This window comes from Paenibacillus sp. MAHUQ-45 (assembly GCF_058133325.1).
The window spans coordinates 38,904-63,867 of sequence record NZ_JBYUPV010000017.1 but is presented as its reverse complement, the minus strand read 5'-3'; the positions used below and the strand labels follow the sequence as shown (position 1 = coordinate 63,867).

General features: G+C 51.4%; 20 protein-coding genes. 10 read left to right on the top strand and 10 right to left on the bottom strand.

All coding sequences use genetic code 11. The features are described 5' to 3' along the window. The first annotated feature begins 105 nt into the window (after positions 1-105). Positions 106-1,002, top strand: a complete 897-nt coding sequence (locus AC3Y23_RS26370) for a DUF6612 family protein (protein WP_379204783.1) — start codon at positions 106-108, stop codon at positions 1,000-1,002. An 87-nt stretch (positions 1,003-1,089) separates the two neighbouring features. Here the strand turns inward: AC3Y23_RS26370 and AC3Y23_RS26365 are convergent, their stop codons facing one another. The 4 genes from AC3Y23_RS26365 to AC3Y23_RS26350 form a co-directional block, all read right to left on the bottom strand. Then, entirely contained in the window at positions 1,090-1,830 is a 741-nt protein-coding gene (locus AC3Y23_RS26365; protein WP_379204781.1) for a hypothetical protein, read from the bottom strand. A gap of 188 nt (positions 1,831-2,018) precedes the next feature. Then, on the bottom strand, positions 2,019-2,513 hold the full coding sequence (locus tag AC3Y23_RS26360) for a hypothetical protein (protein WP_379204779.1): 495 nt from the start codon (positions 2,511-2,513) through the stop codon (positions 2,019-2,021). Between the two features lie 63 nt (positions 2,514-2,576). After that, complete coding sequence (locus AC3Y23_RS26355) at positions 2,577-3,974, bottom strand: ATP-binding protein (RefSeq protein WP_379204777.1); 1,398 nt, start codon at positions 3,972-3,974, stop codon at positions 2,577-2,579. Further along, positions 3,962-4,642: a response regulator transcription factor gene (locus AC3Y23_RS26350; protein WP_379204775.1), complete on the bottom strand. Its 681-nt coding sequence runs from the start codon at positions 4,640-4,642 to the stop codon at positions 3,962-3,964. The genes AC3Y23_RS26355 and AC3Y23_RS26350 overlap by 13 nt, the downstream gene beginning before the upstream one ends. Positions 4,643-4,785: 143 nt before the next feature. On the opposite strand from AC3Y23_RS26350, the gene AC3Y23_RS26345 reads away from it, so the two are divergent. The 4 genes from AC3Y23_RS26345 to AC3Y23_RS26330 all read left to right on the top strand — a co-directional run bounded on the left by AC3Y23_RS26345 (position 4,786) and on the right by AC3Y23_RS26330 (position 8,153). Then, positions 4,786-5,508, top strand: a complete 723-nt coding sequence (locus AC3Y23_RS26345) for a YceI family protein (protein WP_379204773.1) — start codon at positions 4,786-4,788, stop codon at positions 5,506-5,508. A gap of 128 nt (positions 5,509-5,636) precedes the next feature. Further along, a complete protein-coding gene (locus AC3Y23_RS26340; RefSeq protein WP_379204771.1) occupies positions 5,637-6,026 on the top strand; it encodes a (deoxy)nucleoside triphosphate pyrophosphohydrolase in 390 nt (129 codons plus the stop codon). A 76-nt stretch (positions 6,027-6,102) separates the two neighbouring features. Next, positions 6,103-7,101, top strand: coding sequence for a Gfo/Idh/MocA family protein (locus AC3Y23_RS26335; protein WP_379204769.1), 999 nt, complete (start codon positions 6,103-6,105; stop codon positions 7,099-7,101). Between the two features lie 125 nt (positions 7,102-7,226). Continuing rightward, positions 7,227-8,153 (top strand): ADP-ribosylglycohydrolase family protein, encoded by a 927-nt coding sequence (locus AC3Y23_RS26330; protein ID WP_379204767.1) that lies wholly within the window; start codon positions 7,227-7,229, stop codon positions 8,151-8,153. Between the two features lie 148 nt (positions 8,154-8,301). On the opposite strand, the gene nrdF is transcribed toward AC3Y23_RS26330, so the two are convergent. The 6 genes from nrdF to AC3Y23_RS26300 all read right to left on the bottom strand — a co-directional run bounded on the left by nrdF (position 8,302) and on the right by AC3Y23_RS26300 (position 15,037). Further along, a complete protein-coding gene (gene nrdF / locus AC3Y23_RS26325) occupies positions 8,302-9,261 on the bottom strand; it encodes a class 1b ribonucleoside-diphosphate reductase subunit beta (protein WP_379204764.1) in 960 nt (319 codons plus the stop codon). 39 nt (positions 9,262-9,300) lie between these two features. Next, entirely contained in the window at positions 9,301-11,385 is a 2,085-nt protein-coding gene (gene nrdE, locus AC3Y23_RS26320) for a class 1b ribonucleoside-diphosphate reductase subunit alpha (protein WP_379204761.1), read from the bottom strand. Then, positions 11,372-11,731, bottom strand: coding sequence for a class Ib ribonucleoside-diphosphate reductase assembly flavoprotein NrdI (gene nrdI / locus AC3Y23_RS26315; protein ID WP_379204759.1), 360 nt, complete (start codon positions 11,729-11,731; stop codon positions 11,372-11,374). Before nrdI ends, nrdE begins: the two co-directional genes overlap by 14 nt. Positions 11,732-12,157: 426 nt before the next feature. Beyond that, positions 12,158-13,933, bottom strand: coding sequence for a hypothetical protein (locus tag AC3Y23_RS26310; RefSeq protein WP_379204757.1), 1,776 nt, complete (start codon positions 13,931-13,933; stop codon positions 12,158-12,160). A 32-nt stretch (positions 13,934-13,965) separates the two neighbouring features. Then, a complete protein-coding gene (locus AC3Y23_RS26305) occupies positions 13,966-14,892 on the bottom strand; it encodes a hypothetical protein (RefSeq protein ID WP_379204755.1) in 927 nt (308 codons plus the stop codon). Then, entirely contained in the window at positions 14,885-15,037 is a 153-nt protein-coding gene (locus AC3Y23_RS26300) for a hypothetical protein (protein ID WP_379204753.1), read from the bottom strand. The genes AC3Y23_RS26305 and AC3Y23_RS26300 overlap by 8 nt, the downstream gene beginning before the upstream one ends. Positions 15,038-15,231: 194 nt before the next feature. Between AC3Y23_RS26300 and AC3Y23_RS26295 the strand changes: the two genes are divergently transcribed. The 5 genes from AC3Y23_RS26295 to AC3Y23_RS26275 all read left to right on the top strand — a co-directional run bounded on the left by AC3Y23_RS26295 (position 15,232) and on the right by AC3Y23_RS26275 (position 24,882). Then, positions 15,232-17,052 carry a vWA domain-containing protein gene (locus tag AC3Y23_RS26295; protein WP_379204751.1) on the top strand — a complete coding sequence of 607 codons (1,821 nt, stop codon included), beginning with the start codon at positions 15,232-15,234 and terminating at the stop codon, positions 17,050-17,052. Between the two features lie 34 nt (positions 17,053-17,086). Then, the gene (locus AC3Y23_RS26290) at positions 17,087-20,476 is read left to right on the top strand and encodes a tubulin-like doman-containing protein (RefSeq protein ID WP_379204749.1); all 3,390 of its coding nucleotides are present in this window, start codon (positions 17,087-17,089) and stop codon (positions 20,474-20,476) included. 4 nt (positions 20,477-20,480) lie between these two features. After that, positions 20,481-22,865 (top strand): transcription initiation factor TFIID, encoded by a 2,385-nt coding sequence (locus AC3Y23_RS26285; RefSeq protein ID WP_379204747.1) that lies wholly within the window; start codon positions 20,481-20,483, stop codon positions 22,863-22,865. A gap of 82 nt (positions 22,866-22,947) precedes the next feature. Beyond that, the gene (locus tag AC3Y23_RS26280; protein ID WP_379204745.1) at positions 22,948-24,222 is read left to right on the top strand and encodes a vWA domain-containing protein; all 1,275 of its coding nucleotides are present in this window, start codon (positions 22,948-22,950) and stop codon (positions 24,220-24,222) included. 24 nt (positions 24,223-24,246) lie between these two features. Further along, the gene (locus AC3Y23_RS26275; RefSeq protein WP_379204743.1) at positions 24,247-24,882 is read left to right on the top strand and encodes a beta-mannanase; all 636 of its coding nucleotides are present in this window, start codon (positions 24,247-24,249) and stop codon (positions 24,880-24,882) included. Positions 24,883-24,964 lie beyond the last annotated feature (82 nt).

Below are 24,964 nucleotides of genomic sequence, written 5' to 3'. Positions count from 1 at the left end.
TTGTTAGAAAATGTTCTTCTCTGGGTAATAGCTAACATATAAATAGTTGGCATATGCTTCCATGAGCATTTGTCATATACCAAAACACTCAGGAGGATCATGAACTTGAAGAAATGGACTACCGTATTACTAGGGGCGATTTTAACTATCAGTCTTACCGCGTGTGGAAACAATGAAGGAGTCAAAAATACAGCGGGCGCGTCGGACCCTGCGGCAATCGCAGGATCGAATGCAGTGACAACAAACGGGGCTGCCAAGTCGGGTACACCAACCGTTGAAGAATTGATTCAAAAGACTACCGAAGCCAGCCAAAACCTCAAGAGCTTCGCGATGGAATCTAAAATCGAACAGAATATGAAAATAACGCAGGGCGACACTTCGCAGGATCAAAAAGTGAACATGACTTTGACCTCTGAGATCATTAAAGAGCCTATGCAGATGCATCAGGAGATTCTGATGGACCTGGCGGGCCAGGGTGAGCAGAAGATCGAACAATATTTTACGGCAGACGGGATCTACACCCAAACTGACGGACAATGGATGAAGCTGCCGTCCGAGATGACCGCCCAAATGACCGAAATGATAAAGGAATCGGGTAGCCCGGAGAAACAGTTGGAGCAGTTCAAGTCTATTGCCAAGGATACCAAGATATCCGAAGAGGGAGATGCCTATCTGCTGACGGCTGAAGTATCCAGCGATAACGTAAAGGAATTGGCCAAAAGCTATCTGGATCAGGTTGGTAACGGAAATCCGCAAATGGCGGCGATGATGGATAAAATGGACATCAAGAGCATGAAGATTTTATATGCTGTCAACAAGAAAACTTACCTGCCTACTAAAACAAATGTAGATATGGTAATGGATCTGGAAGCATCCGGCCAGAAAATAAGTCTCGACATGAAAATGACCGGTGACCTTTCAAAGCATAACGAAATCAAGGAAATCAAGCTTCCGGACGAAGCGAAGACCGCACAAGAGGTGCAGATGCCGGCAACTGAGTAATTTTATATTTGAAAAAAACAGCAAGCCTTTGTCAGATTAGAGGCTTGCTGTTTTGCATTATATTGTGGCAGCTCTTTGCGTGTCTGCTTAGAAACCAAATGGCGACAAGCTGCCGAAGAAGCCGCCGATCACTCCAGCGATGACAGATGTCATCAGCTTAAAGAAGATGTAAGCTGTAATGCCGTTAGCAATCACCAGGGTGAAGAGGGTGTCGACCGGCCCGGCAGATGTTTTGATAGGGTATTGAAAGATGACTGTATTCAATGCAACAAAGATGAACAGATACGATAAGAATAGCAAATACATAGAGAATGTAGTCAGGCTCAATGCAAGAAAAATAATAGCCAGCAGCAGAACGGCTACCGCTGGGATCAGTAGTGTGCCGAACCGCGCTAACAGGAGCTTTGGATCAAAGCTTACTTTCTCCAATCGCAGGATCGCATAGCCAGCCCCGTAAGCAACGGCAAGACCCAATACGGTCAGCAGCAGTGGTTTCAAAAAACCAGGGCCAATGGCTGGCGTGATGCCCCATTTCAAGAACCAAGTCAGAAAATAGAGTGAGGATAGAACCGCAACCAGCGACAGTGTAATAAGGCCATGCTGGAACTGTGCTGAACCGACAGATAGCATGGTACGGTAAGGACGGGTCAAAGTGCTGGCAAAAAAGCTGTAGTATTGTTTGCTCGCTTGCCTGGCTTGTTGAACTCGTTCATCCTGAAGCAATGTGTTCCATTGCTCGGTAACCGAGCTCTGCTTCTGGGCTGGCTCCGGATCTGGTCTCTGGCCTTCGGGATGATTGAGCGGTGTTCCACCTTCCGGATTGTTCATGGCTGATCCCCCTTATTAAAATGGAAATACTGCTATTTCGTTAAGTATATGATGATCTGCCTGATTATTTCATGTTGAAAATTCCGTCATACTCAAGTCATATTTCAGCAAAAAAAGCCTGCATGCTCCAACAGTATAAAGCTGTGGGCTTGCAGGCTTGTTCCGAAAGGAGACGTTATCGGGGAGGCTTATCCGTTCGACGGAGTAAATCCTTCCTCCACCAAGTATTCTTCGGCTTCGTCCACCGTCTCAAAAGCCATTTCCAGGTTGAGACCAGCGTAGAGATACCACAAATCATCTTCCAGTCTCAGTGTAAGAGTATGACCTTCTTCGTTCACCCAGCGGGTTTCTTCTCCCGATGGGGCTTTCTTCTTGCGTTTGTTGACTACTGGAGCCTCCGGCTTGCTAATGGACAAAGAGGCAATCGAGGCATCCAGTAGGGTCCGTAGCTCACTCTCCGTGAAGTCGCGAATGTTCACTAGGCCCTTGCTGTCCGTCTCATATCCGCGTAGCAGTCCCCCATAGACAAAACCATTGCCGTTCGGATGCAAGTGGTAGGCCACCGTTTTCTTCTCATGCCGGCTTTCTTCGTAATGATAATTCACGCGTCCGAGTGATACATTATTGCGCTGGAGCTGCGGGTAGGAATCAAGAATCTCCAATTTCTGTTCAAATGTCAGCATTTTTAAGCCTCCGGTTTCATTGTGCAAGTGATTATACCATGACTGACCTGTGGCAGACTACTTCTAGCGCTGGATCGGCAGCTCTAGCAAGAAGGAACTGCCTTGCGCCGAGCTCTCCAGCAGTTCCAGGCTACCGCCCATGGACTCGGCCAACAGGCGGCTGAAGGTAAGGCCCAGCCCCAGTCCGCGGACAATGCTGTTCTTCTCACGGCTTCGCACAAAGGCTTCAAACACCTGGGCTTGCATGTCAGGGGCAATACCAGTACCGTTGTCCGTCACGATGATCCGGGCGGTGCCCTCCGGCTGCTCACTTAGCTCTAGGGTCAGCTGAAGTCTCCGACCGGTCCCCCCGGCTTGCACACTATTGTTCAGCAGATTCACAATGATCTGCTGGATGCGCAGGGGGTCCCCCAGCAAGTACAATGGCTGTGATGGCAATACCAGCATCGGTTCACAGACCTCTTCGGCTTGCGTCAGCTTCCATTGATACACAACCTCCGAGAGCAGAGGGATGGCCGCAATCCGGTTATGGCGAATCGGAACGATGCCGGCAGTCATCGCATTATAATCCAGCAGATCTTCGACCATACGCTGCATTTTGTCAGCTTCCAACAGGGCAATATCCAGAAATTCCTGGGCTTCCTCGTTCTCAACGACACCTTCTCTTACCGCATGAACAAGACCCTTGAAGGATGTGACCGGAGTCTTCAGTTCATGGGAGACCCCGGCCAACATAAAAGCACGGGACTCTTCAAACTGTTTAAGCTTGCCAGCCATGTCCTGAAAAGACAATATCAACTCGTTGATTTCCCGCTCCTTGGCACTCTTCTGAAGCGTGATATTGTATTCTCCACCGCTGATCTGGACGGCAGCGGCAGCAACGGTCTGGACAGGCTTGGCCAGCTTGCGGGACAGGAGATAGATGGTCAGCCAGCTCAGGATGATCAGGAACACTTGAAGCAGTCCGAAGAAGAGGACCTCATTTCGCGGAATATACTTGAGTGACCGCACCGACTGCAGGACAAATACTTTGCCCAGCACACCCTCTGAACCGATAATCGGTGCTGAGGCCGCCTTGTATTCCGGGCTGCGAGCATTGCTCAGATTCTCATTAAGCTCCAGACGCATGCGTTCCTCACTCATTGCCGGATTGGAGAATATCAGTCGACCCTCTTGATCTAGGATAATGATACACATATCCGTATTCAGCTTGAAGAACTGCTTTCGATTATCAAACAAATCCATGAGCCGAGGGGAAATGTCGATGGAGTTATCTTTGGTACTAAGGTCGGCAAATTCCTGAGCGAGCAGTGCAATGGTCTGCATTCGATTCTCCATAGCCTCCTGCCGAATCCACCAGAACGTGGCAGCTGTGGTGATCAGCAGGCCAATGCTGATAATCAGCAGATAACGGATGGTCCAGTAGTGCAGAATAGAGGTACCTTTAATCAGTTTGTCCATAGCTGATACCCCGTACCACGCAAGGTACGGATTTCCCCTTCGCTGTCAGGCCAGTGCGACAGGGCCTGTCTGAGCCGCTTGATCGACAGATCCACGGCGCGGTCGCTTCCGTCATAATCCATTTCCCACACATGCTCCAGCAGTTGATCCCGGGTGCAGATCTGGTTGGGCCGTTCGGCCAGGAATAGCAGTACAGACATGTCGCGCGGGCTAAGACTGACCTCTGCTCCGTTAAGGAAGACGCTTCGGGCGCTATAGTCAATGAACAGACTGCCGAAATGCCGCTTGCGGCTACCGTCAGACCATTGGGAGGGACGGCGCAGCACAGCCTTTACCCGGGCTACGACCTCCTCGGGGATAAAAGGTTTGGACATATAGTCATCCGCTCCACCATTCAATCCGGCGAGCCGATCCTTAATGCCGCCCCTGGCCGTCAGCATAATGACAGGACAACTGCTTTTGGCCCGGATATGAGTCAGTAGCTCGAAGCCATCCATCTTTGGCATCATCACATCCAGGAGAATCAGGGATGGGGGATTTAGAGTAAAGGCCTCCAGCGCGGCTTGTCCATCGGACGCCCGGGTGACGCTGAAGCCTGCTTTTCGCAAATAAGCACTGAGAACACGGGAGATGGCCTCTTCGTCCTCTACAATCAGAATGGACTGCATGATCACAGAGCCTCCTTCTAAAAAAGTACACCAATTTTATCATAATCACGCTGGCGCTGCTTTGACTTATTCCCGACATATTTCTTTGTTAGAATGAGGACTGTCCTTGTAGAGACAAAGAATTTGGGATGGAGGGAAGTACGATGAAGAAGAAATCACTACTGATTCTTGTGGGCGGAGTTATTGTCGCAGGAAGTATTACAGGGTACATCCTGCTGAACAAGTCCCTGGGCAATAACATCGACATCGAGTCAGTTATCCCTGATACGGCGCAAACTAGTGCCAATGGCGGATCGGGAACCGCAGGGGCAACATCAGGACAAGCCTCCGGGGCGGCGGTAACAGCAGAACAGTTAAATGGCGAATGGAAGATTGCCGATACATCGAAAGTATACTGGTCGGTGACCACTTCACAGGAAACCGTTAACTTTGTGGATAAGAAAGTACAGGGCAGTTGGAACGTGAATCTGGATGACAACACAGCCATGACGGGGCAGGGCACTGTGGATATGAATGCCTTGAATTCCGGCAACGTGCAGCGCGACGAGCATGTTAAATCCGGGGATTTCCTGTCGGTTGCAGAGCATCCAGAGTCTACTTTTACGGTGAAGTCATTCTCCAAGCTTCCGGCTGAATGGAGTGAGGGAACGCCTGTCCCGGTTGAGATGAAGGGAATCCTTACGGTAAAAGGAATTGAAAAAGACGTTACCTTCCAGACTCAGGCTGTATACAGTAAGGGACAGCTTCTGCTGTCAGGAACAACTACAGTTACTTTCGGCGATTTCGGCCTAAGCAACCCGCATACCATTGTGCTGAGTACCGAAAATAATCTGGACGTGCGCTTGGAGCTTGTACTGACCAAATAACATAAGAAGTATGAACAAAGGACGTTTTCCGGCCCGCAAGGCACTGGTAAACGTCCTTTATTTGCGCGGAATGGTATACTCTCTTTAGAGAGCTGAGGCTTATTTAGGAATTCAGGAGGGGGTAAGTCGTGATCGACGTTGCAGCGGCCATTATTTACGACGAGACAGAAAAGGTACTGATAGCCAAGAGACGGGCGGGCAAGTCTCAAGCGGGCCTCTGGGAATTCCCCGGTGGCAAGCTGGAGGCAGGTGAAAGTGTGCAGGATTGTTTAATTCGTGAGCTGCAGGAAGAAATGGGGATTGAAATCCTTCCCTTTGCTGCCTTCGGGATGAATGAGCACAGCTATGGAAACGACCTAAGTCTTCGATTAATCACCTGGAAGGCGAAGTATGTGAACGGAACGATCACCTTAACGGATCATGATGATTACCGCTGGGTTCAGCCAAGAGAACTAGGGGGATATACTTTTGCGGCTGCAGATATTCCGTTTGTGGAGCGGCTGATGATCAATGGCTGAGATGTTTTTTTACTTAGGAGCAACGGTTTGATAGAATCATAGGTATCTAGGAAAAGACACTAAGGGAGAGACGTCAATGTCTATCGATAACGCTTACACAATAAAATGGGGAATCATCAGCACCGGTGCAATCGCCAGCCAATTTGTCTCGGATCTACTGCACGCCAGCAACGGTGTAGCCCATGCCGTAGGATCGCGTAGCCAGGAAAGTGCCGATGAGTTTGCCCAAAAGCACGGTATCCCGCATGCCTACGCTACCTATGAGGAATTGGTCAACGATCCGGCGGTGGATGCCGTGTACATTGGTACTCCACATCCGTTCCATAAGGACAATGCGCTGCTGGCACTGCGTGCAGGCAAGGCGGTGCTCTGCGAGAAGCCGTTTACTGTGAACAGTGTCGAACTGGGAGAGCTAATCTCTTATGCCCGTGAGCAGAAGCTGTTTCTTATGGAGGCGATGTGGAGTCGTTTCCTTCCGGTGCATGCCAAAATTCGGGAGTGGATTGCAGAGGGGCGAATCGGTGAAGTGCGTCTGGTGAAAGGCGATCTGGGCTTCCGCGCTGACTGGAACCCATCCAGCCGCCTGCTTGATCCCAAGCTGGGCGGGGGTGGACTGCTCGATGTCGGCATTTATCCGATTTCCCTGACCTCGATGATCTTCGGGCCGCACCCTGAGCGTATTCAAAGCACGGTCCATATCGGCGAGACAGGCGTAGACGAGCATTTTTCGCTGCTACTCTCCTATGGAGATGGCAAGGCGGCGTCCATCAACGGGGGCGTTCGATTGAAAATGCTGGAACAGGCCTATATCTTCGGCACGGAGGGTTATATTGTCATTCCCGACACACTGGTCAATCCGAGATCTGTCGAGCTGTATGTCAATGATGTTAAGGTGGAGACCTTCCAGGACGATCGCGCCTCCAACGGCTATGCTTTTGAGGCTGAGGAAGTCGGTCGATGCCTGGCAGAGGGACTGACAGAAAGTCCGATTCTGCCATTGGAAGAATCATTGGCGATTATGAAGCTGCTGGATGATATCCGCGCCCAGTGGGGTCTCAAATATCCGAGCGAATAAGCAAGTAGGAGCAGAATCTTAAACATCCCTTGGGGCAGCTATTTGTGCGGCCTACGACGGATGTTGTTTGTTGTATATAGTCCACCAAGAAGAATAGATCATAAGACTGTACAAGGAGGGAATGCATGATTGCCAAAATGGACCGTTATCTGGGTTGTTTGACTGGACTCGCTGTGGGGGATGCGCTGGGCACAACTGTAGAGTTCAAACCACCGGGAAGTTTCGAGCCGCTGCAGGATATGGTCGGCGGCGGGGTCTTTGGCCTGACAGCGGGTCAGTGGACCGATGACACGTCGATGGCTCTCTGCCTGGCAGAGAGCCTGCTGGAGAAGGGCGATTTCAATCCCGGAGATCAGATGGAACGGTACGTAAAATGGTTTCGGGAAGGGCATCTCAGCAGCACAGGAGAATGCTTCGATATCGGTAATGCAACGCGTGCGGCATTGCTGCATTATGAGGCGACAGGCGAGGCCTTTAGCGGTTCGGTGGACCCTTCAACAGCCGGCAACGGACCTATTATGCGGCTGGCCCCGGCCGTGATGTACTATGCGGAGCGCCCGGAGGAGGCGATAGCGTATGCAGCGATCAGTGCAAGGACGACGCACCAGGCCCAAGCTTGTCTGCATGCGTGCCGCCTGATGGCTGCCATCCTTGTAGGGGCGCTAAGTGGGTGGAGCAAGCAGAAGCTGCTAGCTCCTGAATCACACCGGGATTGGCTGGAAGAGGGTTCATTGGCACCAGCAATAGAGGAAATCCTACAAGGTTCATACCAAACCAAGGAACCGCCAGCTATCGAAGGGTCCGGTTATGTGGTGAAATCGCTAGAAGCAGCCTTGTGGGCTTTCCATCGATCCACAAGCTTCGCGGAAGGCGCACTGCTAGCAGTGAATCTGGGCGACGATGCTGACACTACCGGCGCCGTCTATGGACAGATTGCCGGAGCCTACTATGGGCTCTCCGGCATTCCTGCAGCGTGGCGAGACAAGCTCGCCATGCGTGAGGTCATTACGGACTATGCCGAAAGGCTATACCGTGAGCGTGCCTGGGCATAAGCGCGGAGGCCGAGAGAATGGGTGTTGATCTAGCAACTGCCAGGCAAACCCAGCACCCGCATTTCACAGTAATACTATCCGTCGCGCCAAAACAAACAGCCAGACCCCTTTAACGGGGCCTGGCTGTTTGTTTTTTATCCGATATATCTTAAAACTGGAAGTCTTCGTCTCTCAAAGGCTCCACGTTCATGGCGCGAACGTAGCCGTTACCTTTTTTGGAGAAGAAATCATGCTGCTTCGTATGGGTACTGATTCCGTTCTGAACAATCGGGTTGATCTCCTCTTCATCGAAGAGCGGATCATGTCCGAGGTTCATCATGGCCTTGTTAGCGTTGTAGCGAAGGAAGGTCTTCACTTCTTCTACTAACCCGATGGAGGCGTAGATCTCCTCGGTGTATTTTTCCTCGTTCTCGTGCAGGAAACGTACTAATCCCACAAGGGTCTGGTGCAGATCGCGCTGCTCGTCTTCTTCCAGCTCCTCAAAAATCTCCTGGGCCAATACGCCGACGTATACGCCGTGAATGCTCTCGTCACGCAGGATCAGGTCGATGATCTCGCCGCTGCAGGTCATTTTGCCTTGACCGGCCAGATAGAGCGGATAGAAGAAGCCGCTATAGAACAGGTAGCTCTCCAGTAGCACGGAAGCCGCCATGGCGAGGTAGAGGTCTTTTTTCGATTCGATAGCCTTGTAATATTGGGAGATTGTCTCTGCTTTGGTCTGGAGGCGAGGATTCTCTTCCACCCAGCGGAAGACGGAATCAATCTCTTCAGTGCTCGCCAGGGTTGTGAAAATACTACTGTACGACTTGGCGTGAATCTGTTCCATCATCCCCATGAAGCCTAGCACCGCTTTGCGTTGCAAGCCGTCCACATGCTCCATAATCTGTGGCATGCCCACGCCGCCTTGTACGGTATCGAGCAGGGTCAGTCCGCCGAGCACCTTCATGTAGGCATCCTTCTCCAGCTCACTCAGGGTCAGCCAGGACATTTTATCATCGGATAGCGGAATTTCGTCATCGGTCCAGAACTGCATAATATTCTGATTCCAGAACATCAGGGTGAAATCATCGTCCGGTCGGTTCCAGTTTACGGCTTGGATAGCGCTCATATCTTGTAATCTCCTTTTCTGTTCACAAAAAACCTATGGTTACACCGAGCAGGTGATACATTCCTCGACAGATAGCTTCTTGGTCCGTGTGTAATACAGCGACTTCAGTCCTTTGTGTGCCGCGTAGAGATAACAGCGGGCCAGTTCGCGGGTGGTAACATCACTGTTCACGTGCAGGACGGTGGAAATCCCTTGGTCAATATGGGGCTGGATCTCGGCAATCAGATCAATGACCTTGAACTGGTCCATCTGATAGGCGGATTTATAAAAGAACACATTGTCAGGCTGCAAATAAGGCATCGGATAGTATGTAGTGGAGTTGGCATAGGTCCGGGTCTCGATTTGCTCCACAATTGGCATTACGCTGGAAGTAGCGTTCTGGATATAAGAAATGCTGGCCGTTGGCGCGATCGCCAGACGGTACGCATGGTACAGACCATTTTTGATAACAGAATCACGTAATTGCGCCCAATCCTCTTGGGTAGGGATATAGATATCCTTGAACAGTTCTTGCACCTTAGGTGTCACCGGACGATAATCCGTAGTCAGATAACGCTCGAAGTAGACGCCTGTGGCATAATCCGATTCCGCAAAGCCATGGAAGGTCTCACCAGTCTCAGCGGCAATCTCCATACTCTTCTCCAGCGAGTGGAAGTTCATGGTCATGAAGAAGGTGCGGGCGAAATCGCGGGCCTGTTCACTCTCATAGGCAATCTTGTTCTTGGCAAAATAACCATGCAGGTTCATAACGCCCAATCCTACGGAGTGCATCTCCTTGTTCGCCTTTGCCACGCCTGGGGCATTGGAGACGGTGGTCATATCGCTGACAGCCGTCAGGGCCAGCATGCCTTCATGTACGGATTCACGGATTTTGCCATGCTCCATAACGTTGACGATGTTGAGAGAAGCCAAGTTACAACTGATGTCCCGGCGGATGGTGTCTGCCTGACCGTAATCCGTGATTTCCGAAGTCTCCTGCAATTGGAAAATCTCTGTGCAGAGGTTCGACATCTTCACTTGGCCGATATTTTTCAGTGCATGTGCCTTGTTGGCATTGCTCTTGTTCATAATGTATGGGTAACCTGATTCTAACTGAATCATGGCGATCTTGGTCAGCATTTCGCGTGCGCCCATGGCGACTTTTTTCTTAACGCGCGGGTCAGCAAGCAGCTTGTCGTACATTTCGTCCAAATCCATATCGTCCAGATGGGTGCCGTATGCCTGGTACACACTGTATGGCGCGAATACATGCAGCGGCTGATTATCCTGAGCCAGCTTGTAGAAGCGGTTCGGCACGATTAGCCCGATGGATAATGTTTTGAGCCGCAGTTTTTCGTCAGCGTTGATTTTTTTTGAATCCAGGAACTCTAGTACATCCCAGCCAAAAATATTATAGTAAGCCGCCCCGGAGCCTTTACGCTGCCCCATTTGGTCGGCATAGGAGAATCCATCTTCCATGAGCTTCAGCACGGGTACGATACCTTTGGCCGCATCTTCCACGCCTTTGATCGTCTCGCCGCGCGAGCGCAGCTTCGAGAGGTTAACCGCCACACCGCCACCAATTTTGGAGAGCTGCATGCAAGTATTGAGTACATAGTTGATCGAATTCAGCGAGTCATCCATTTCCAGCAGGAAGCAGGAGACCATCTCGCCCCGGCGGCTCTTGCCTGCGTTCAGGAAGGTCGGCGTAGCGGGTTGAAGACGTTGCTCCATCATGGAGCGAACCAGCACACGGGCGGTGGCGGCATTGCCGCGGCCCAGGTGCAGAGCTACCACTGCTACACGGTCTGGATAGTGCTCCAGGTATTGCTTCCGGTCGTTGGTCTTCACCGCGTAGTCTGTGTAGAACTTGGAAGCTGCCATATAGGAAGGGAACTGGAAGCCATATTCATGCGCGATTCGGTAGACATCCTCGATCTCCTCAGCACTATAGCGTTCGTACAGGTTCTCGTAATAGTCATTCTCTATCATATAATCCACTTTGGATTTAGTATTTGCAAAAGTAAGACTGCGCCGCTCCACTTCTCGCATAAATTCTACAACCGCCTCGCGGTCCTTATCCAATTGGAAGAATCCTTGTTCGTCTCTCTTCAAAAGCATGTTGTTCAGCTCAATATGCCGCAACTCGGTTCACCTCCTGTTTAATCCGTTCTACATCGCCAAAAGTTCCCGACAACTCGAACTTGCCAATTACCGGCACATTGTACCGCTCTGCAATCAAATCTGCGCTATTCGCGAACAGTTGACCCCAGTTTTTATTGCCGCTGGCGGCGATTCCTTTTAGCCTTGTATGGTTGTTCTCCAAAAAAGAAGACACCTTCTCTGGAATTTGTCCAAATCCGGTGGTGTATGTAACAAGTACATAAGGCTCGTCTATCGTCATATGCTCTTCGATCTGTACGGCCGGCAGCTTCAGCTTGCCGATGAACCGCTTGACGTTGCCTGTTTTGGAATCATAAGCGATCAGCATGGTTGTTTTCCTCCTTAGTGGAAGCATTGTTCCAGCTTATTAAAACTAGATTTTGGGACAAACCGCGCCCTGATAGGGTTTATCCTGTATATAAACCGTTTTCCTGGTAATAACACTATATTTAGAGACGCTTAATCATTTTATCACTAGATATGGATAAGTCAATAGATCTCAAGGGGTAGGGAGAACGCGCAAATCGCAAGATTTTATACTGAAAAAAGCGCTAGATTGAGAAGAAATATCAGCGAAAGAGCAGGTGGAATAAGGGATTTGGATCAGGTCCAGAATGCGCAAAAATACGAGATCCAGAGGGTAAAAAATTTTTAAAAGTAATCCTTGTCTCTTTTGTGAATGGAGGGAGTGGATTTGGCAATAAACACCCCCCTGAACGGAATTCAGGAGGGTGCCTGTGCTATCTTGATTCACTTAGTTCACTATACTCAGACTCCCGACAGAAGTTACCACAAACACCGGAACGCTCTCCTCACCAGTTTCGGTCTGCAGTATACCGTAGCCGCTCTGGAATTGACCGCTCAGCAGTACGGAGCCTGTTACGTCGGCTTGATAGCCCTGAAGCAGGAGGAAGCGACCATCGGTGTATATAATGAAATTGCCCGAATTGTCGAATTGAATTTCACCTTTTATCGATACATTCTGGAAAGGATGAAGCTCCAGTTCCGAAGCCTGAATTAGCGGATACTGTTGTACAATCTCTGAGAATTGGTAGGTTTCCCCGAATTTTCGATAGATGGCTGTCTGCCCCACATTGCCATTTCCGGCATCAGCACCAACATTGTGTACAAGAATGGAACCGTCAGGCTGAAGTTCGTAGCTATCTCCGCTAAAGGAGAATAGTTGTGAAATTCCTTGCATCTGCAGCGCATAACCTGTAAAAAGTGTCCTGCCATTATCGTCCGTGCTATCAGCTTCAGCGACGACTACAAGCTCTCCGGTGACTGTCTCAAAAGCTTTCTCAAAGAAGAGCCGGTGCAGAGAGGAGAATCCGGGAATAACACCCATAGAGAAAGATGACACAGCGTTGTCCTTGTTCATAACAGCATAATGGAGGGAGCCGTTGCTGTCAGTTGCCGCGACATAGACCTTGGCTCCATATTTTCCTTTACCGGAAATTACATTATTGTAGCGCCCCTGATCCCCACCTCCAGGGAGTAAGCGTACAGGTTCAGCTATATTCCAGGCAAGACGGACCGCCGATATCTCTTCGGAGTGGTCTTTTAATGGAGATAGCTCGGTGTAGAGCTTAATTGCGTCCTCGTATGCTCCGTTTTTGGCTTTGCTTGCGGCATTTTTAAGTAGTTTGGCATTTTGAGTATCTATGTACTTCAGCACTGGGGTAGCCGCGAAGCCTGCGCTGCTTACGAACTTGCGGTAGGCGGCAGCATGTTCTGCGAAGGCGGCGATGTTCTTGCCCTCCAGGTCCTTCTTCAAGATAGTACGTCCGCTGCTTTCCACCTGCTCCTTGAGCCAGGGGGCTGCATACTTATGGCTGCCGTACGCCTGTTGCATGGACAGGGTGCTTTCCAGCAAGGGACCGAAGCTTCCGGCGGCAGCCAAGGCCTTTAGCTGAGCGGTATCGTGGCTGCGAAATGCCTTGTTCAGTTGCTCCTGCTTGGCGGCCGAACCGCCGAAGAAGGCATCCGGTATCTGCAGCAACTTCCATTTCACTTCCTCCCCGCTCCCGTCACTGTTTAGGGCAAGAGTGTCCAAAAACTGTTTTTTGAAACGCTGAAAGAAAGTTGTCCATTCCTCTGAAAGACCCGATGCCGCAGACAGCTTCCGATAATAGGCTTCGTAAGGGCCTCCGGGCTTCATATACTGAGCTTTTAGCTTGAGAAGATCATCATAACTTTTCATAAATCCTTCAAAATCAGCTGCCAGAGCTTGTGAGCTGGCGTAACGGGCAACGCTGTCCAGGCCAGTACGGATGGCTGTGATCGGGGCCAATCGCTCCAATTGGGCTGCTATCTCTTGCTCTTTGTATTGAAAGGAGTGGTTATCCCTCGCCTGACGATACTTTTCTTCTGCGCCGATAAGGTCGCCTGCTGCATACAGACGGCTGCCTTCCTGCAGGGCATTCACCTTGTGGGACATGTGCTGGGCCTTCTGTCCCAGTAGCACAACCATCAGAATACACAAAATGATCATAAAATTTCGCAGTGATATTACTTCTTTGATCGTCATATAGTATAGCCTCTTTTTTGCCATGCGATGGTTTATTGAAATTCAGGGTCCCAGCGGTACTTGAATTCACGAATTTCGGCTACGGTCTGGTCAAGCCCGTTCCATGGCTCATAAGGATTGGCCTCGATCAGCCTTGATAATCGCAAGAAGCGATCCTTGGGCAGCTCATGTACGTATCTCCCGATGAAACGGGAGTGCAGCAGCGCATAACGTTTCATGCGGACAGCTGCCCCAGCCACACCGGTCAGGATAGCGATCCCTTTATCCATTTGCCGGATCTGAGTCTCATAGGCCTGAACATAACGCAGCGTACGATCCTTAATTAAATCCCGGCGCACCTTGGCAATCTCTCCTATGTATTCGGCTAGAAGCGGCTCGAACTCTCTCAGTAGAAGCTGCTCCATTTCAAGATCCATATCCTTGCGCAGCTGAAAGCCATGCAGGAGGGCAACCCGCTGCCGAGCTACCCGATCGCCACGCAGGAGAATCGCAACCTCGCGCAGCTTCTCATAGGCCAGCACATCATTTTCGCGAAGGACAGATACGGCTTCCTGGCGGTTAAGCTCCAGCCCCTCCTTGATGATTCCGATGTTGTAGGCCAGCAGATGCTCTAGTGCACGCAAATTTTCGTTCTGCCGGACTTTTCGCTGCGTATAGTAGAGAAGCCCGGTCAGCAGGAGTCCGCCTGCACCACAGAGGGCCATTTGCAGCGTACTATCGCCAAAATAAACCGCGACCAGGGTAAGCAGTAAGACCAGCAGCAGCCGGGTGTGCATTTTGCGTCCTGCACGGGCGCTGGCATAGTTCTCCACCGATACAAGAGAGGCTTTGCCACATTTCGTGCAGCGTTCTTCGTTAAGAGCGGTATAGCGGCCACAGCGCTTGCAGATGCGAAGCTTGTCGAAGGAGTAGCGGGGCGCCTTGAAGGGCCGGAACGTGACAGGTTTCTTTTTACTCATGGCCCTTGTCACCTCCATTTAGGGTGGCGAGCAGCATCTCATCCATATCATCGCGGGTCAGCGGGTTCCGCTGGCGAGAGGCATAGATAGCAATGTGAATTACGACATATAGGAACGTAACTCCAAGAATAACGTATGAAATCATGGGACTTTTCCTTTCTTATGGAAGATAGGGTAGCGAAAAAAGTGAATTACAGCGTTTTTCGTTAACGGTCCATCAGTCCTAAAAGTTGAAGTTTACAAGGTTTAATTATATCATAATGGCATACTATTTACAGATTTTAGCTTTTTGGCTGATTCCCCATATTTGCCTACTATAACACAAGAGGAGCCATCTTTATGCTTCATAACTATCACCGTAGAAAAACATCGAGGATTGTCTTTTGGCGCCTGATTCCGGCGCTGCTGCTGGCCCTGTGCATTGCGGTTGCCCCACTAGGAGCAGGTCTAGTCCATGCCGCAACCCCAGCGCCTTCTCACATTGACGCTGTGCTGCTGATTGATGTCAGCAACTCCATGAACAAGAGTGACAAGAACAAGATTGCCAATGAAGCGATGAAGATGTTCATAGATATGCTGTCCGCGCAAGGGGATAAGGTCGGGATTGTGGCCTACACCGATAAAGTGCAGCGGGAAAAGGCGCTATTACAGATAAATTCGGCGACCGACAAGCAGGATCTGAAGGACTTCATTGATGGGCTGGACCGTGGCGCTTATACGGATATTGCCGTAGGCGTGAAGGAGGCAGTGAAGGTGCTGCAGAATGGCAGCGACCCTTCCCATGAACCGCTAATCGTCATGCTTGCCGACGGCAACAATGATTTTAACAAAGCCACTGGGCGGACCCAGAGCCAATCGGATCAGGAATTGAATACAGCACTGGATGAAGCCAAGAAGAGCGGCTATCCGATTTATACCATTGGTCTGAATGCGGATGGCAAGCTGAACAAGCAATCTCTGGCTGACCTGTCCACGAAGACAGGAGGGAAGGCATTCTCTACAGATTCGGCAGATGATCTGCCGCAAATCCTGAGCGAAATTTTTGCCAGCCATCTGAAGCTCAAGATTGTACCGGTGCAGTCGATTACAGGGAACGGCAGCTTTCAGGAAGTAACGGTGAATGTTCCGAACGCCAGCGTGCTGGAGGCCAATATTTCCATTATGTCTTCACAGCCCGTAACCGCGAAGCTGAAGGATCCCACCGGGAAAGAAGTAGCTATACCTTCAGGCAATGTCCTGCTCTCGAAGTCTAAGACCTACAGCCTGATCAAGCTATTGTCTCCGCAGCAGGGAGATTGGAAGCTCCAGATCAAAGGGGTACCCAAGGATAAAATTGATATTAATCTCGTTTTCAACTATGACCTGGAACTTAAAATAGATGCGCTGCCTTCTGTCTCCTATAAAAAGGGCGACAAGATCGATATTGCATCCCACCTGTTCAGCAACGGCGCTCAGGTAACGCTCAGCAATTTGTATCAAAATATGAAGGCCGTGCTGATAGCCAAGGACCTGGATACAGGCGCTACCGAAGAGATTCCGCTGGATAACACCGGGGATGTCTTCAAAGGGACTTTTGAGGTAAAGGAGAGCCATGATTACGAGCTGAAGGTGCGTGCAGAGGAAAGAAGCTTTTACCGTGAGAGTGATCCTGTGACAGTCAGTGCTAAGAAAAGCACCGCTGGAACTGGCGGCGCCACAGCGGCCCCGGATAGCAGTAACCAGCTTACTGACAAGCCGAAATCCATGACTCTTTATTATATTATTGGCGGAATTGTGCTGCTGCTGGCGGCTGGAGTAGCCCTGTGGCTGCTGCGGAAGCAGGCAACACGGGGCTTTACCGGCCAGATTGTCATCGAAGTTCGGGACGAGAATACCGGGGAGAAGACTTATCCGCAGTATAAGAAGCTGGCTGCGTTCAGAGGCAAGTTCAACTTGCATCAACTACTCCAGCTAGCGCCCGAGCTCAAGGAAAGTGAGAAGCTCGTCTTCACTCCAGGCAAGAACGACAGACTGCTGCTCCGCAGCGGTGAAGGCATTACCGTGGAGAGATCCGGACGCGCCGCCGATGCATCGCGCGGTCTGGAACTGAAGAGCGGTGACCGCGTTTCGGTATCACTGCATAGCGTGGACAAAACGATTTTACTGGAATACCTGGTTTAGCCAGATTCTTTAGTACAGTTCAGGAGGAACGCTTATGAAACCGGTAGTACGAGAGCATATTCAGCAACTGGATGTATCGCTTGGCGGGGGAATTGTCAGCGATAAGATCAGAGTCGATACGATTGATAACCCTATACTCATCATCGGGCTGGGGGGCACGGGCATTGACGCCCTCCTCCGCCTGAAATACCAGATCAACCGCCGCTTCAAACTGCCGGAAGATCCGTTGTCCAAGAAGAAGCGGGACAAGCCGGATAATGTGGAGTTTCTAGCTTTTGAGACCAATGAACAGGATCGTAATAAAAAATATAAGGGCATCGGACTCGATTCGCAGAACGAATTCGTGCTCTTGGCCAATGCCGAAATCGGGGGACTGCTGCAGAACCGCAGTATTTTGGACCCGTATATCACGGATTGGCTGTCACCTGAACTGAGCATTACGGATGGTATGAACGGTGCTGCCGGTGTGCGTCAGGCGGGACGGCTGCTCTTGTTCACCAAGATCAACCAAGTGGTTGGCGCCATTGATAAGAAGATCAAAACACTGTCCGTAGGCACCAACAAGAAGCTGATGGTGTTCCTACTGACAGGATTGTCTGGCGGAACAGGCAGCGGTGCTTTCCTGGATATCGCCTATATCGTGCGCGGAATTATTGAACGCGACTTTGGCTCTGCGGGGATCGACCGGGTGAACACGCTTGGTTATCTGTTCACACCGGACGTGAATCTCTCGAACAAGAGTCTGAGCGAACACACCCGCGAATATATCCGCAAGAACGGATATGCAGCGCTGAAAGAACTGGATTACTGGATGAATGTCGACAGCCGGGGCGAACGATTCCGCCAGCAGTACGGCAATATTTTAACTGTAAATTCGCCATTGCCTCCATTTAATCTGTGCCATCTCATCTCCGCAACCAATACCGAGGGCAAGCTGCTAGAGAACGCCTATGATTACTGCATGAATGTCACAGCGGAGAATATTACGAACTTTATGGCCAGTGAAGAAAAGCAGTCCGGTGAAGAATTCGCCATTCATGACTATATCAGCAACATCCGTACCAATATTGCCCAGATGAATAAGGCTTATCCGGCCAATTATGAATACAATATTATCGGGGCTTCATCTGCCGTTCTGCCGATTGAGGAAATGACTACCTATCTGGCTTATCGCTTGTTCGACAAAATGGAGAAAATGTTCCAGCAAGGGCCGGGGCAGGAAGACGTGGAGAAGTTTGCGCGTAAGCTGGGCATTGATCTCGATAGCATGGTCAAGACATTTGAATCCCGTGTGCCTGAACCGTTGCCAGGCTTCGAGAACAGCGAACGGCTAAGCCATGCCAATGTGATCAAGAATCAGGTCGTCAGTATGGATACGGAGCTGGAGCAGAACTTCCTGTCACGCGCGCGTGAGGAGTATATCAAGGCGAGAAAGCAACTGCCAGGTGAAATTGTTGGCCGGTTTGGCGAGGAGCTAGAACGGATCTTTCTCCATCCGGAGCAGGGGCCATTCTATGTTTCACGGCTGTTGTATACGGAAAAAGGCTTTTGCATCCTGAAGTCGATCCAGTCATATATTGAGACGCTTCGCGAAAGCCTGTTGCGCCTGCCACGTGATATTGAGACGGCGCAGGACAGTGCGGACGAGAAGCTGGGCGATGCCCGGAGCGCCTTTGTCTCCAAGGAGAAGAAGAAGAACGCTTATATTGAAGCGAAGATCAATGAGTACTGGCTGCATGCCGATGTAGAGCGTACCGAGCGGATGATTGAGTTTTACGAGGATCTGTACGAGTTGTTGAACGAAGAGAACAGCCGAATCTATGGTGTGTTCACAGAGATTCTGAGTGCGCTCAGCTCGATTTTTGCCAAGAATGGGGACATCCTCATCAACGGTGAAGAGCAGTCTGATCATAAAGGTAACAAAACCTATTATTGGAATATCGTCAATGTACCGGACATTTCCGCAACCATCTCCAAGATTATGGACCAGAAGGATGGCGACGATCTGATCCGTGACTTCACCCGGGAAATGCTCAAGCATTCGGGGCGCTGGGTCAGAGAGCAGGAGATTGATGTTGTTCGTTCCATCTCTGATTTCCTAAGTGATAAGTTCGGCGATTTGATCACCCGTTCGATGGAAGATTTCCTTGTGATGAAATACGGCCATGAGGAGCCGCTCGACAAATTCGTGGAGCGTATTATCGCTGGTAAGCTGGACGAGGAGGCTGTGCCGACCTTCCATCTTAGCAACAGTTCCGGTAATCTTCATTTTCCATCCTGGGGTTTTGTCTCCGTGCCGGTTAAAGCGCCGGGCATCCTGAAGGGTATTCGCAATTATCAGAATAATGCGCTGGGTAAATCGCACTTTACGATCAAGGAAAGCGAAGTCAAGAACCGTATTTTCTGGCTCAACACACGCAACGGGGTGCCGCTCTTCGTATATACACCGCTGCGCGTATTTGAGGAGAACTATGAGCGGACCATTCTGGACAAGGAAGGTATTGGCCGCCATTTGGTAATGACGGACAAGAACAACTGGACTTATCTGCCATCACCAATTCCGGAAAAATCATGGGGCGACACCTATGTCAATGCCCGTGTCCGTGATTACAACGCTCGCGTTCGTGCCGATTTCGACAAGGCGCTGGCATCAGGTGTGATTGTCGAGAAGGGAACGGATGAGAACACAAGCAGCCGCTATTCGGTTATCTTCACGAAGCCGTTTGATATTGAAACCTTCTTGAAAGGTTTCGATCTTCAGCTGCAAGCGCCGCGTCCGAATCTTGGCGAGGTGAAGAAGGCTGCGGATGAACTGCGCTTGCTGCGGGAGAAGGGACTGGAACGCGAGATCGTCAAGGATATCTTCGGCAGTGTCAACCAGGATCTGGCGAAAGAGAATCTGATTCGCACTCCGCAGCTCATTACCCGTGTCCGTGAAGAACTGGCCAAGGTTGCCGAATTGGAGGCCAAGGCCGCAGAACTGGATGCACTGCTGCACCAATACCTGGACGAAGAGAAGTGGATGGACCAGTTCCTTGAAGCTTTATATACAGACAGCATCATCAAGAAAGGTGCGCTGTATGTCTATGATCGTGATGAAGAAGAAGATGCTTGGGAGCCATTCGCCAATCTGATGAAGGAGCGCAGTTATGTGGAGTATGCGGTGTATCGTCATTTCCGCAGTCTGGACGAGAAGAGCCGCAGTGTGCTGCTGCGCAAGGCAGCGCGTCGTGCAGGCGAGATGACTGCTGCTGAAGATGTATCTCCACTGCTGTATAAGCTGGAAGGTCTGTATGTCTCCTTCTTGGAGGCTCGCGACAGCCTAGAGTATGAGCGGGTAGAGCATGCCAATGGCGACGAAATGTACGGATTCTACAAGAGCATGACCGGCAAGCTTGGCAGTATCCGCAGAAAGCTGAAATAATCCTATGATTAAATCATTAGCATTATCTTATGGAGAACAATATGCGCAGCAGGAGGAAGCGCTGCGCAGCAAGGGGGATGGGCGCAGCAGTATCCATTACCCCGCTCTGTTTTTGTTTGTAGGTGACAAGATTGCCCCAGCCATCGCTCCGGTGCTGGACAGCTGTGAACGCAAATGGGATAACGCCGGAGGCGTTATGGCTATGCACGCCCTGCCGGAAGGGGGAAGTCCGGTGGGGTACGGAGCCAGTGGGAGCGCACGGGTTATGCCCTTGGCCCTGCCCTCTGCGGCAGGACATGATCCACGCACCGTCCGGGCGGATATTTATCGCTCCTTTCAGGAGGATAGCCGCTATTTGGCGGAGATGAACCGATCCTTGCGGCGGATCAGTAACAGCATAGCGGATTACGGTCGGCTGTATTCTTCCTTTGACGTCATCCATCTTTCTATCATTACGCGGGTCGATGACCCGCTTAATGTGTTCTTGCCGGAAATTACGCTGCTGGCCCGCGCTGTGCTGGGCCAATCGTTCAAATCGGTGCAGACAGACCTGTACGCTCTGATCAACGAACGTGAGCAGGGTGATAACTTCGGGTATTCCAGCTCGGTCGGGCTAGCCTTTATGCGTGAGCTGGAAGGAATGCAGTTACCAGACTACACGTTCCGTGCACCGCTGCTTGTGACTGAAGACGGGCTGTCCATTCCGGTGAGCCATGGTCCTTCCCAACTGTTTGATCTGGTCTATCTGCTATCCGACAAGAATGAGCGAGGCATGATGCCTACAGGCGGCATGCAGGACAATTACGAGATCATCTCCCACATCAGCCTGCTGAAGAACCGGGTTCGGCCTACCTCCGATGAGGCCAGCGGACATGGCGGCTATAACAATATGACGTTTAAAAGCGGCATTCGGGGCAGTTCCGGTCGGCAGGGCTATGCTACCGCAGGCTTCGCCGGCGTAAGAAGACCCAATATGCAGATTGCCCTGGCGGTTCTGTACCATGGCTTCCGGCGGCTGGCGGTGAACATGCGTGAAGGCAGTGCACCTGGTGTTCGTGAGCGGCAGGCCCTGTTCGGACTTGGCGCTGATACCCTGCGGGAGCGCTCCCTGCTGCTTCTGCCGGATGAAGCAGGGCTGCAGGAGATGACTGGACTGATGAGTCACGGTCGTCCCTCCTACAACGAATTGAAACATCTGTCGCTGCGGGAGGCAGAGGATCTGTTGTTCGGCAGCGGCGGTAGCGACTATTTCCGCAGCAATTTCACTGCCGCTGCAACAGGACGGCTGGAATCGATAGAGCCGCTGCGGGAATGGCGGCCGCTCCTGGCTGCGCAGGAAGGGGCCGTTCCAGCGGTGACCTTCTATCAGCTGGCAGAGTGGACGGCCGACCGTGACAATGCCGGCAGCCTGCTATACGGACTACGTCAGCATATGACCGGCCTCCGGTCCGTGCTGGGCAGCGCCAAGGCTGAGCTTGAGCAGCTCTATAGTGACACTGTGGAGCGTCAGCCTTTCCAGCGTGTGCCGCTATTCGATAAGCGTACGGTACGCAACTTTATCCAGTATCTTTTTACAGCCGTCTACGGCAAGAAATATGAATTGCTACAGCTTGAAACCGAACTGGGCCTATGTCAGCGCTTGGAAGCTGCGCTGGAACGGATTCATGCGGAGAGCATCGCCCGCGTAAAAATTATGGAGACGCTCGAGGAAGAGCTACGTGGAATTGCCCAGGAGAGCATCCAGCGGACCCGCGACGATATCGGGCAGAACATCATGGAGTATTATGGTGTAGTTACCGAAGAGGTGATGAAGGAGATTGAGACCCGGCGTGGTCCCGGCGTCTTCTTCAGTGAACGGTATCTAGGCAGTCTGTCGCAGCTATTGGATCAAGGTCAGGAGGCGGTTGTGGAACGCATGATCGAGCTCTGTCGGCGGGAGCTGCTGGCGGCTGAAGCCTTCGCACTTTCTTTCGAAGAGGAGCTGCTCCGGCGGGCCAATGTGGCTGTCGCTTACGACAACACGCAGGTGTTGTCTAAGGAAGAGCTGTTCAAGCGGCTCTACCGCAGCCTGGAAGAAGGGGCTGTTGTCAATGTGCGGCTGTTCGAGTATACGCAGGAGCATCGGCATGAGGAGAAATATTTCTTCGGTGACAGCACCTCCGAATTCCTGCGCTATGTCTACGGTGTGGATGAGACGACCCGGATCTACCGGTTGGGCTTTGTGCATGAGCAGCGCAGGAGCGGGGTAGAGAAGCTCAATCTTATGGGCGGCTTTCATCTGGAGGATCTGCTATATTACCGGAATGGCCGAGTGTATTACGAGACTTACGTCCAGAACGGTTACAAGCTGCATGCCATCGAAGAGGAACGTCTTCCCGAGCTGCGTTAAAGATGCATGCGTTAGTAAGGAAGAGAGAAGAACAGCTTCAAACTAGGTTTCACTTATGTTCCACCGGAAAGGATGAATGAACATGCAGCGTAAAATTAATATGCTCCTGCTCTTCTTCGCATTGATCGGGGGGGCCGTAGCTTTTCTGATCGGAGAATGGCTGCTGGGTCGCTGGCTCACAGACCTGCCATCCATCTTGCTTGTCGGCATTTACTTCGCGGTCGTAGCGTTGGGAATCGGGGTAGGCTGCCTGATCGCCGAGATCATCTCGCCAAGGCTGAACGGCGCTTCTTGGAAGCAGCGTTACTTGGGATTATCCTGGAAGCTGCTGCCCCTGACACTGGTGCTGGCCTTTGGCGTCGGTGCAGTGTCAGAGTTCGTGTATGAACTGAACTTTGGCGGCATCAGACCGATTAAAGATGTCGTCATGGTCATCGACGATTCCGGCAGTATGAACCAAAGCGATCCCGACAATCGCCGTTATTCGGCTGCCCAGAGCCTTGTCATGCGGATGGATAAGGATAATCAGGTGGCCGTGCTGACCTTCAACCAAGAAGTGACGGTCGCTCAGCCGCTTACACCGCTGTCGAATTCGGAGAACCGTGAGAAGGTGTCAGCGGCCATCCTGAACCTCAAGACAACAGAAGGCGGCACGAATATCAGCAGTGCGCTGAACGAGGCGCTGAACGTCATTAAGAGCGACAGCAGAAGCGATCGCGGCTCTATGGTCATTCTACTGTCAGACGGCTTCAGCCAGATGGATACGGCTCGGGAGTTACAGGACTTTGTGGACCGGGGCATTGCGGTCAATACGATTGGGCTGGGCATAGAGGACCCGTCTGGTCCCGCGTTGCTACAGGAGATTGCCCGCGTGACCGGGGGCCAGTATTATGATGTGACCGATGCGGGACGTCTTGGCGATGTGTTTCAGCAAATCTATGATCGCCTCGGCGACCGGACGCTTCTGACGGAGCGTAGCGACGCTACAGAGAACAGTCCTTATTATGCGGCGGTCCGGATCTTGTCGTTGCTTCTTATCGGGACTGCACTGGGCTTGGGACTGGGCATTGTCTTCGACAACCGCCATCTGGCCAAGAGCTTCGGGATCGGCGGCGCCGCATCTGGTCTGCTGGCAGGTTTGATTCTGGAATACGGTCTTAGCGGCCACACCTTCAGTGATGCGCTCATCCGCCTGCTGGCTGTTTTGGTTCTGGCTGCAATCATTGGGGTGTTCACCGGAGTCATTCCGGTTGGCGAAGGCCGATTGACCCGGAGAGGCACGAGATCGCCTGCCGCGGTTACGACATCGGACAGCTTTGAGCGGCCACGCAGAAATCGGGGAAGCAAGGGATTCTAGGAGAAGTGGAAAGGAGCTATTGTCATGAGGTATGCTGAAGCAGATTCATCCACACCCCTGATCACTGAGATCACAACACAGGTGGAGGATCGGTTCTGCACGCTGAGATGGCGCTGGCCGGATGGTGTGCAGGCCGTATGCATTCATAAAGGCCCTGCGGATAAGCCTGTGGCCGGAGACATTCCGCCCGGCGGAATGAAGCTCTATACACGTGAAGAATACAAATCTAATAACGGTTATCGTGACCGGCTTGATGATATCGGGCTGGTCGCTTACACCGTCTATGCTCGTCATACGGAGAACGGTGAGACCGTGCTGGTACAGCAGAGGGACGACGCCAACCGCGTGCTTGTCAGTGCGGGCAAGGCACGGATCTATTACTCTATTGTTCAGAAAAAAGGATTGTTCGCCAAGCAAAAGACCGTACATATGTCCATTACGGCAGAGGTCCCGGTAGCAAGAGATGTGCTGTGTTATGTTAAGAAACGTGGCGGTCATCCTGCGGGCAAAGACGATGGCATTCGCTTTCCGTTCGTACAGGACTTTGCCGCCGGACGTAACCAGCTTCCGCCGATTGAGATCGGCAAGGATGATTTTGTACGTATCTTTTTCACAGATGGACGGAAGTATGGGCTTGTCTATGAACTGGTACCGGAGTAAGGCGCTTTGCACCAGGAGCAAGGTGATTTGCAATACTTCACGCAGTCCAGGCTGGCCAGTGTGAACGAAACGGGCTTTACTG

Coding starts and splice junctions, on each gene's coding strand:
- nrdI (WP_379204759.1), bottom strand. CDS start 11,731: ATGCTGATCGCTTATGATTCCAAAACAGGCAACGTCAAGCGGTTCATC.
- AC3Y23_RS26365 (WP_379204781.1), bottom strand. CDS start 1,830: ATGAACAATCCGGAAGGTGGAACACCGCTCAATCATCCCGAAGGCCAG.
- AC3Y23_RS26275 (WP_379204743.1), top strand. CDS start 24,247: ATGAGGTATGCTGAAGCAGATTCATCCACACCCCTGATCACTGAGATC.
- AC3Y23_RS26335 (WP_379204769.1), top strand. CDS start 6,103: ATGTCTATCGATAACGCTTACACAATAAAATGGGGAATCATCAGCACC.
- AC3Y23_RS26310 (WP_379204757.1), bottom strand. CDS start 13,933: ATGACGATCAAAGAAGTAATATCACTGCGAAATTTTATGATCATTTTG.
- AC3Y23_RS26290 (WP_379204749.1), top strand. CDS start 17,087: ATGAAACCGGTAGTACGAGAGCATATTCAGCAACTGGATGTATCGCTT.
- AC3Y23_RS26330 (WP_379204767.1), top strand. CDS start 7,227: ATGATTGCCAAAATGGACCGTTATCTGGGTTGTTTGACTGGACTCGCT.
- AC3Y23_RS26285 (WP_379204747.1), top strand. CDS start 20,481: ATGATTAAATCATTAGCATTATCTTATGGAGAACAATATGCGCAGCAG.
- AC3Y23_RS26350 (WP_379204775.1), bottom strand. CDS start 4,642: ATGCAGTCCATTCTGATTGTAGAGGACGAAGAGGCCATCTCCCGTGTT.
- AC3Y23_RS26295 (WP_379204751.1), top strand. CDS start 15,232: ATGCTTCATAACTATCACCGTAGAAAAACATCGAGGATTGTCTTTTGG.
- AC3Y23_RS26355 (WP_379204777.1), bottom strand. CDS start 3,974: ATGGACAAACTGATTAAAGGTACCTCTATTCTGCACTACTGGACCATC.
- nrdF (WP_379204764.1), bottom strand. CDS start 9,261: ATGAGCGCTATCCAAGCCGTAAACTGGAACCGACCGGACGATGATTTC.
- AC3Y23_RS26345 (WP_379204773.1), top strand. CDS start 4,786: ATGAAGAAGAAATCACTACTGATTCTTGTGGGCGGAGTTATTGTCGCA.
- AC3Y23_RS26360 (WP_379204779.1), bottom strand. CDS start 2,513: ATGCTGACATTTGAACAGAAATTGGAGATTCTTGATTCCTACCCGCAG.
- AC3Y23_RS26300 (WP_379204753.1), bottom strand. CDS start 15,037: ATGATTTCATACGTTATTCTTGGAGTTACGTTCCTATATGTCGTAATT.
- AC3Y23_RS26305 (WP_379204755.1), bottom strand. CDS start 14,892: ATGAGTAAAAAGAAACCTGTCACGTTCCGGCCCTTCAAGGCGCCCCGC.
- AC3Y23_RS26280 (WP_379204745.1), top strand. CDS start 22,948: ATGCAGCGTAAAATTAATATGCTCCTGCTCTTCTTCGCATTGATCGGG.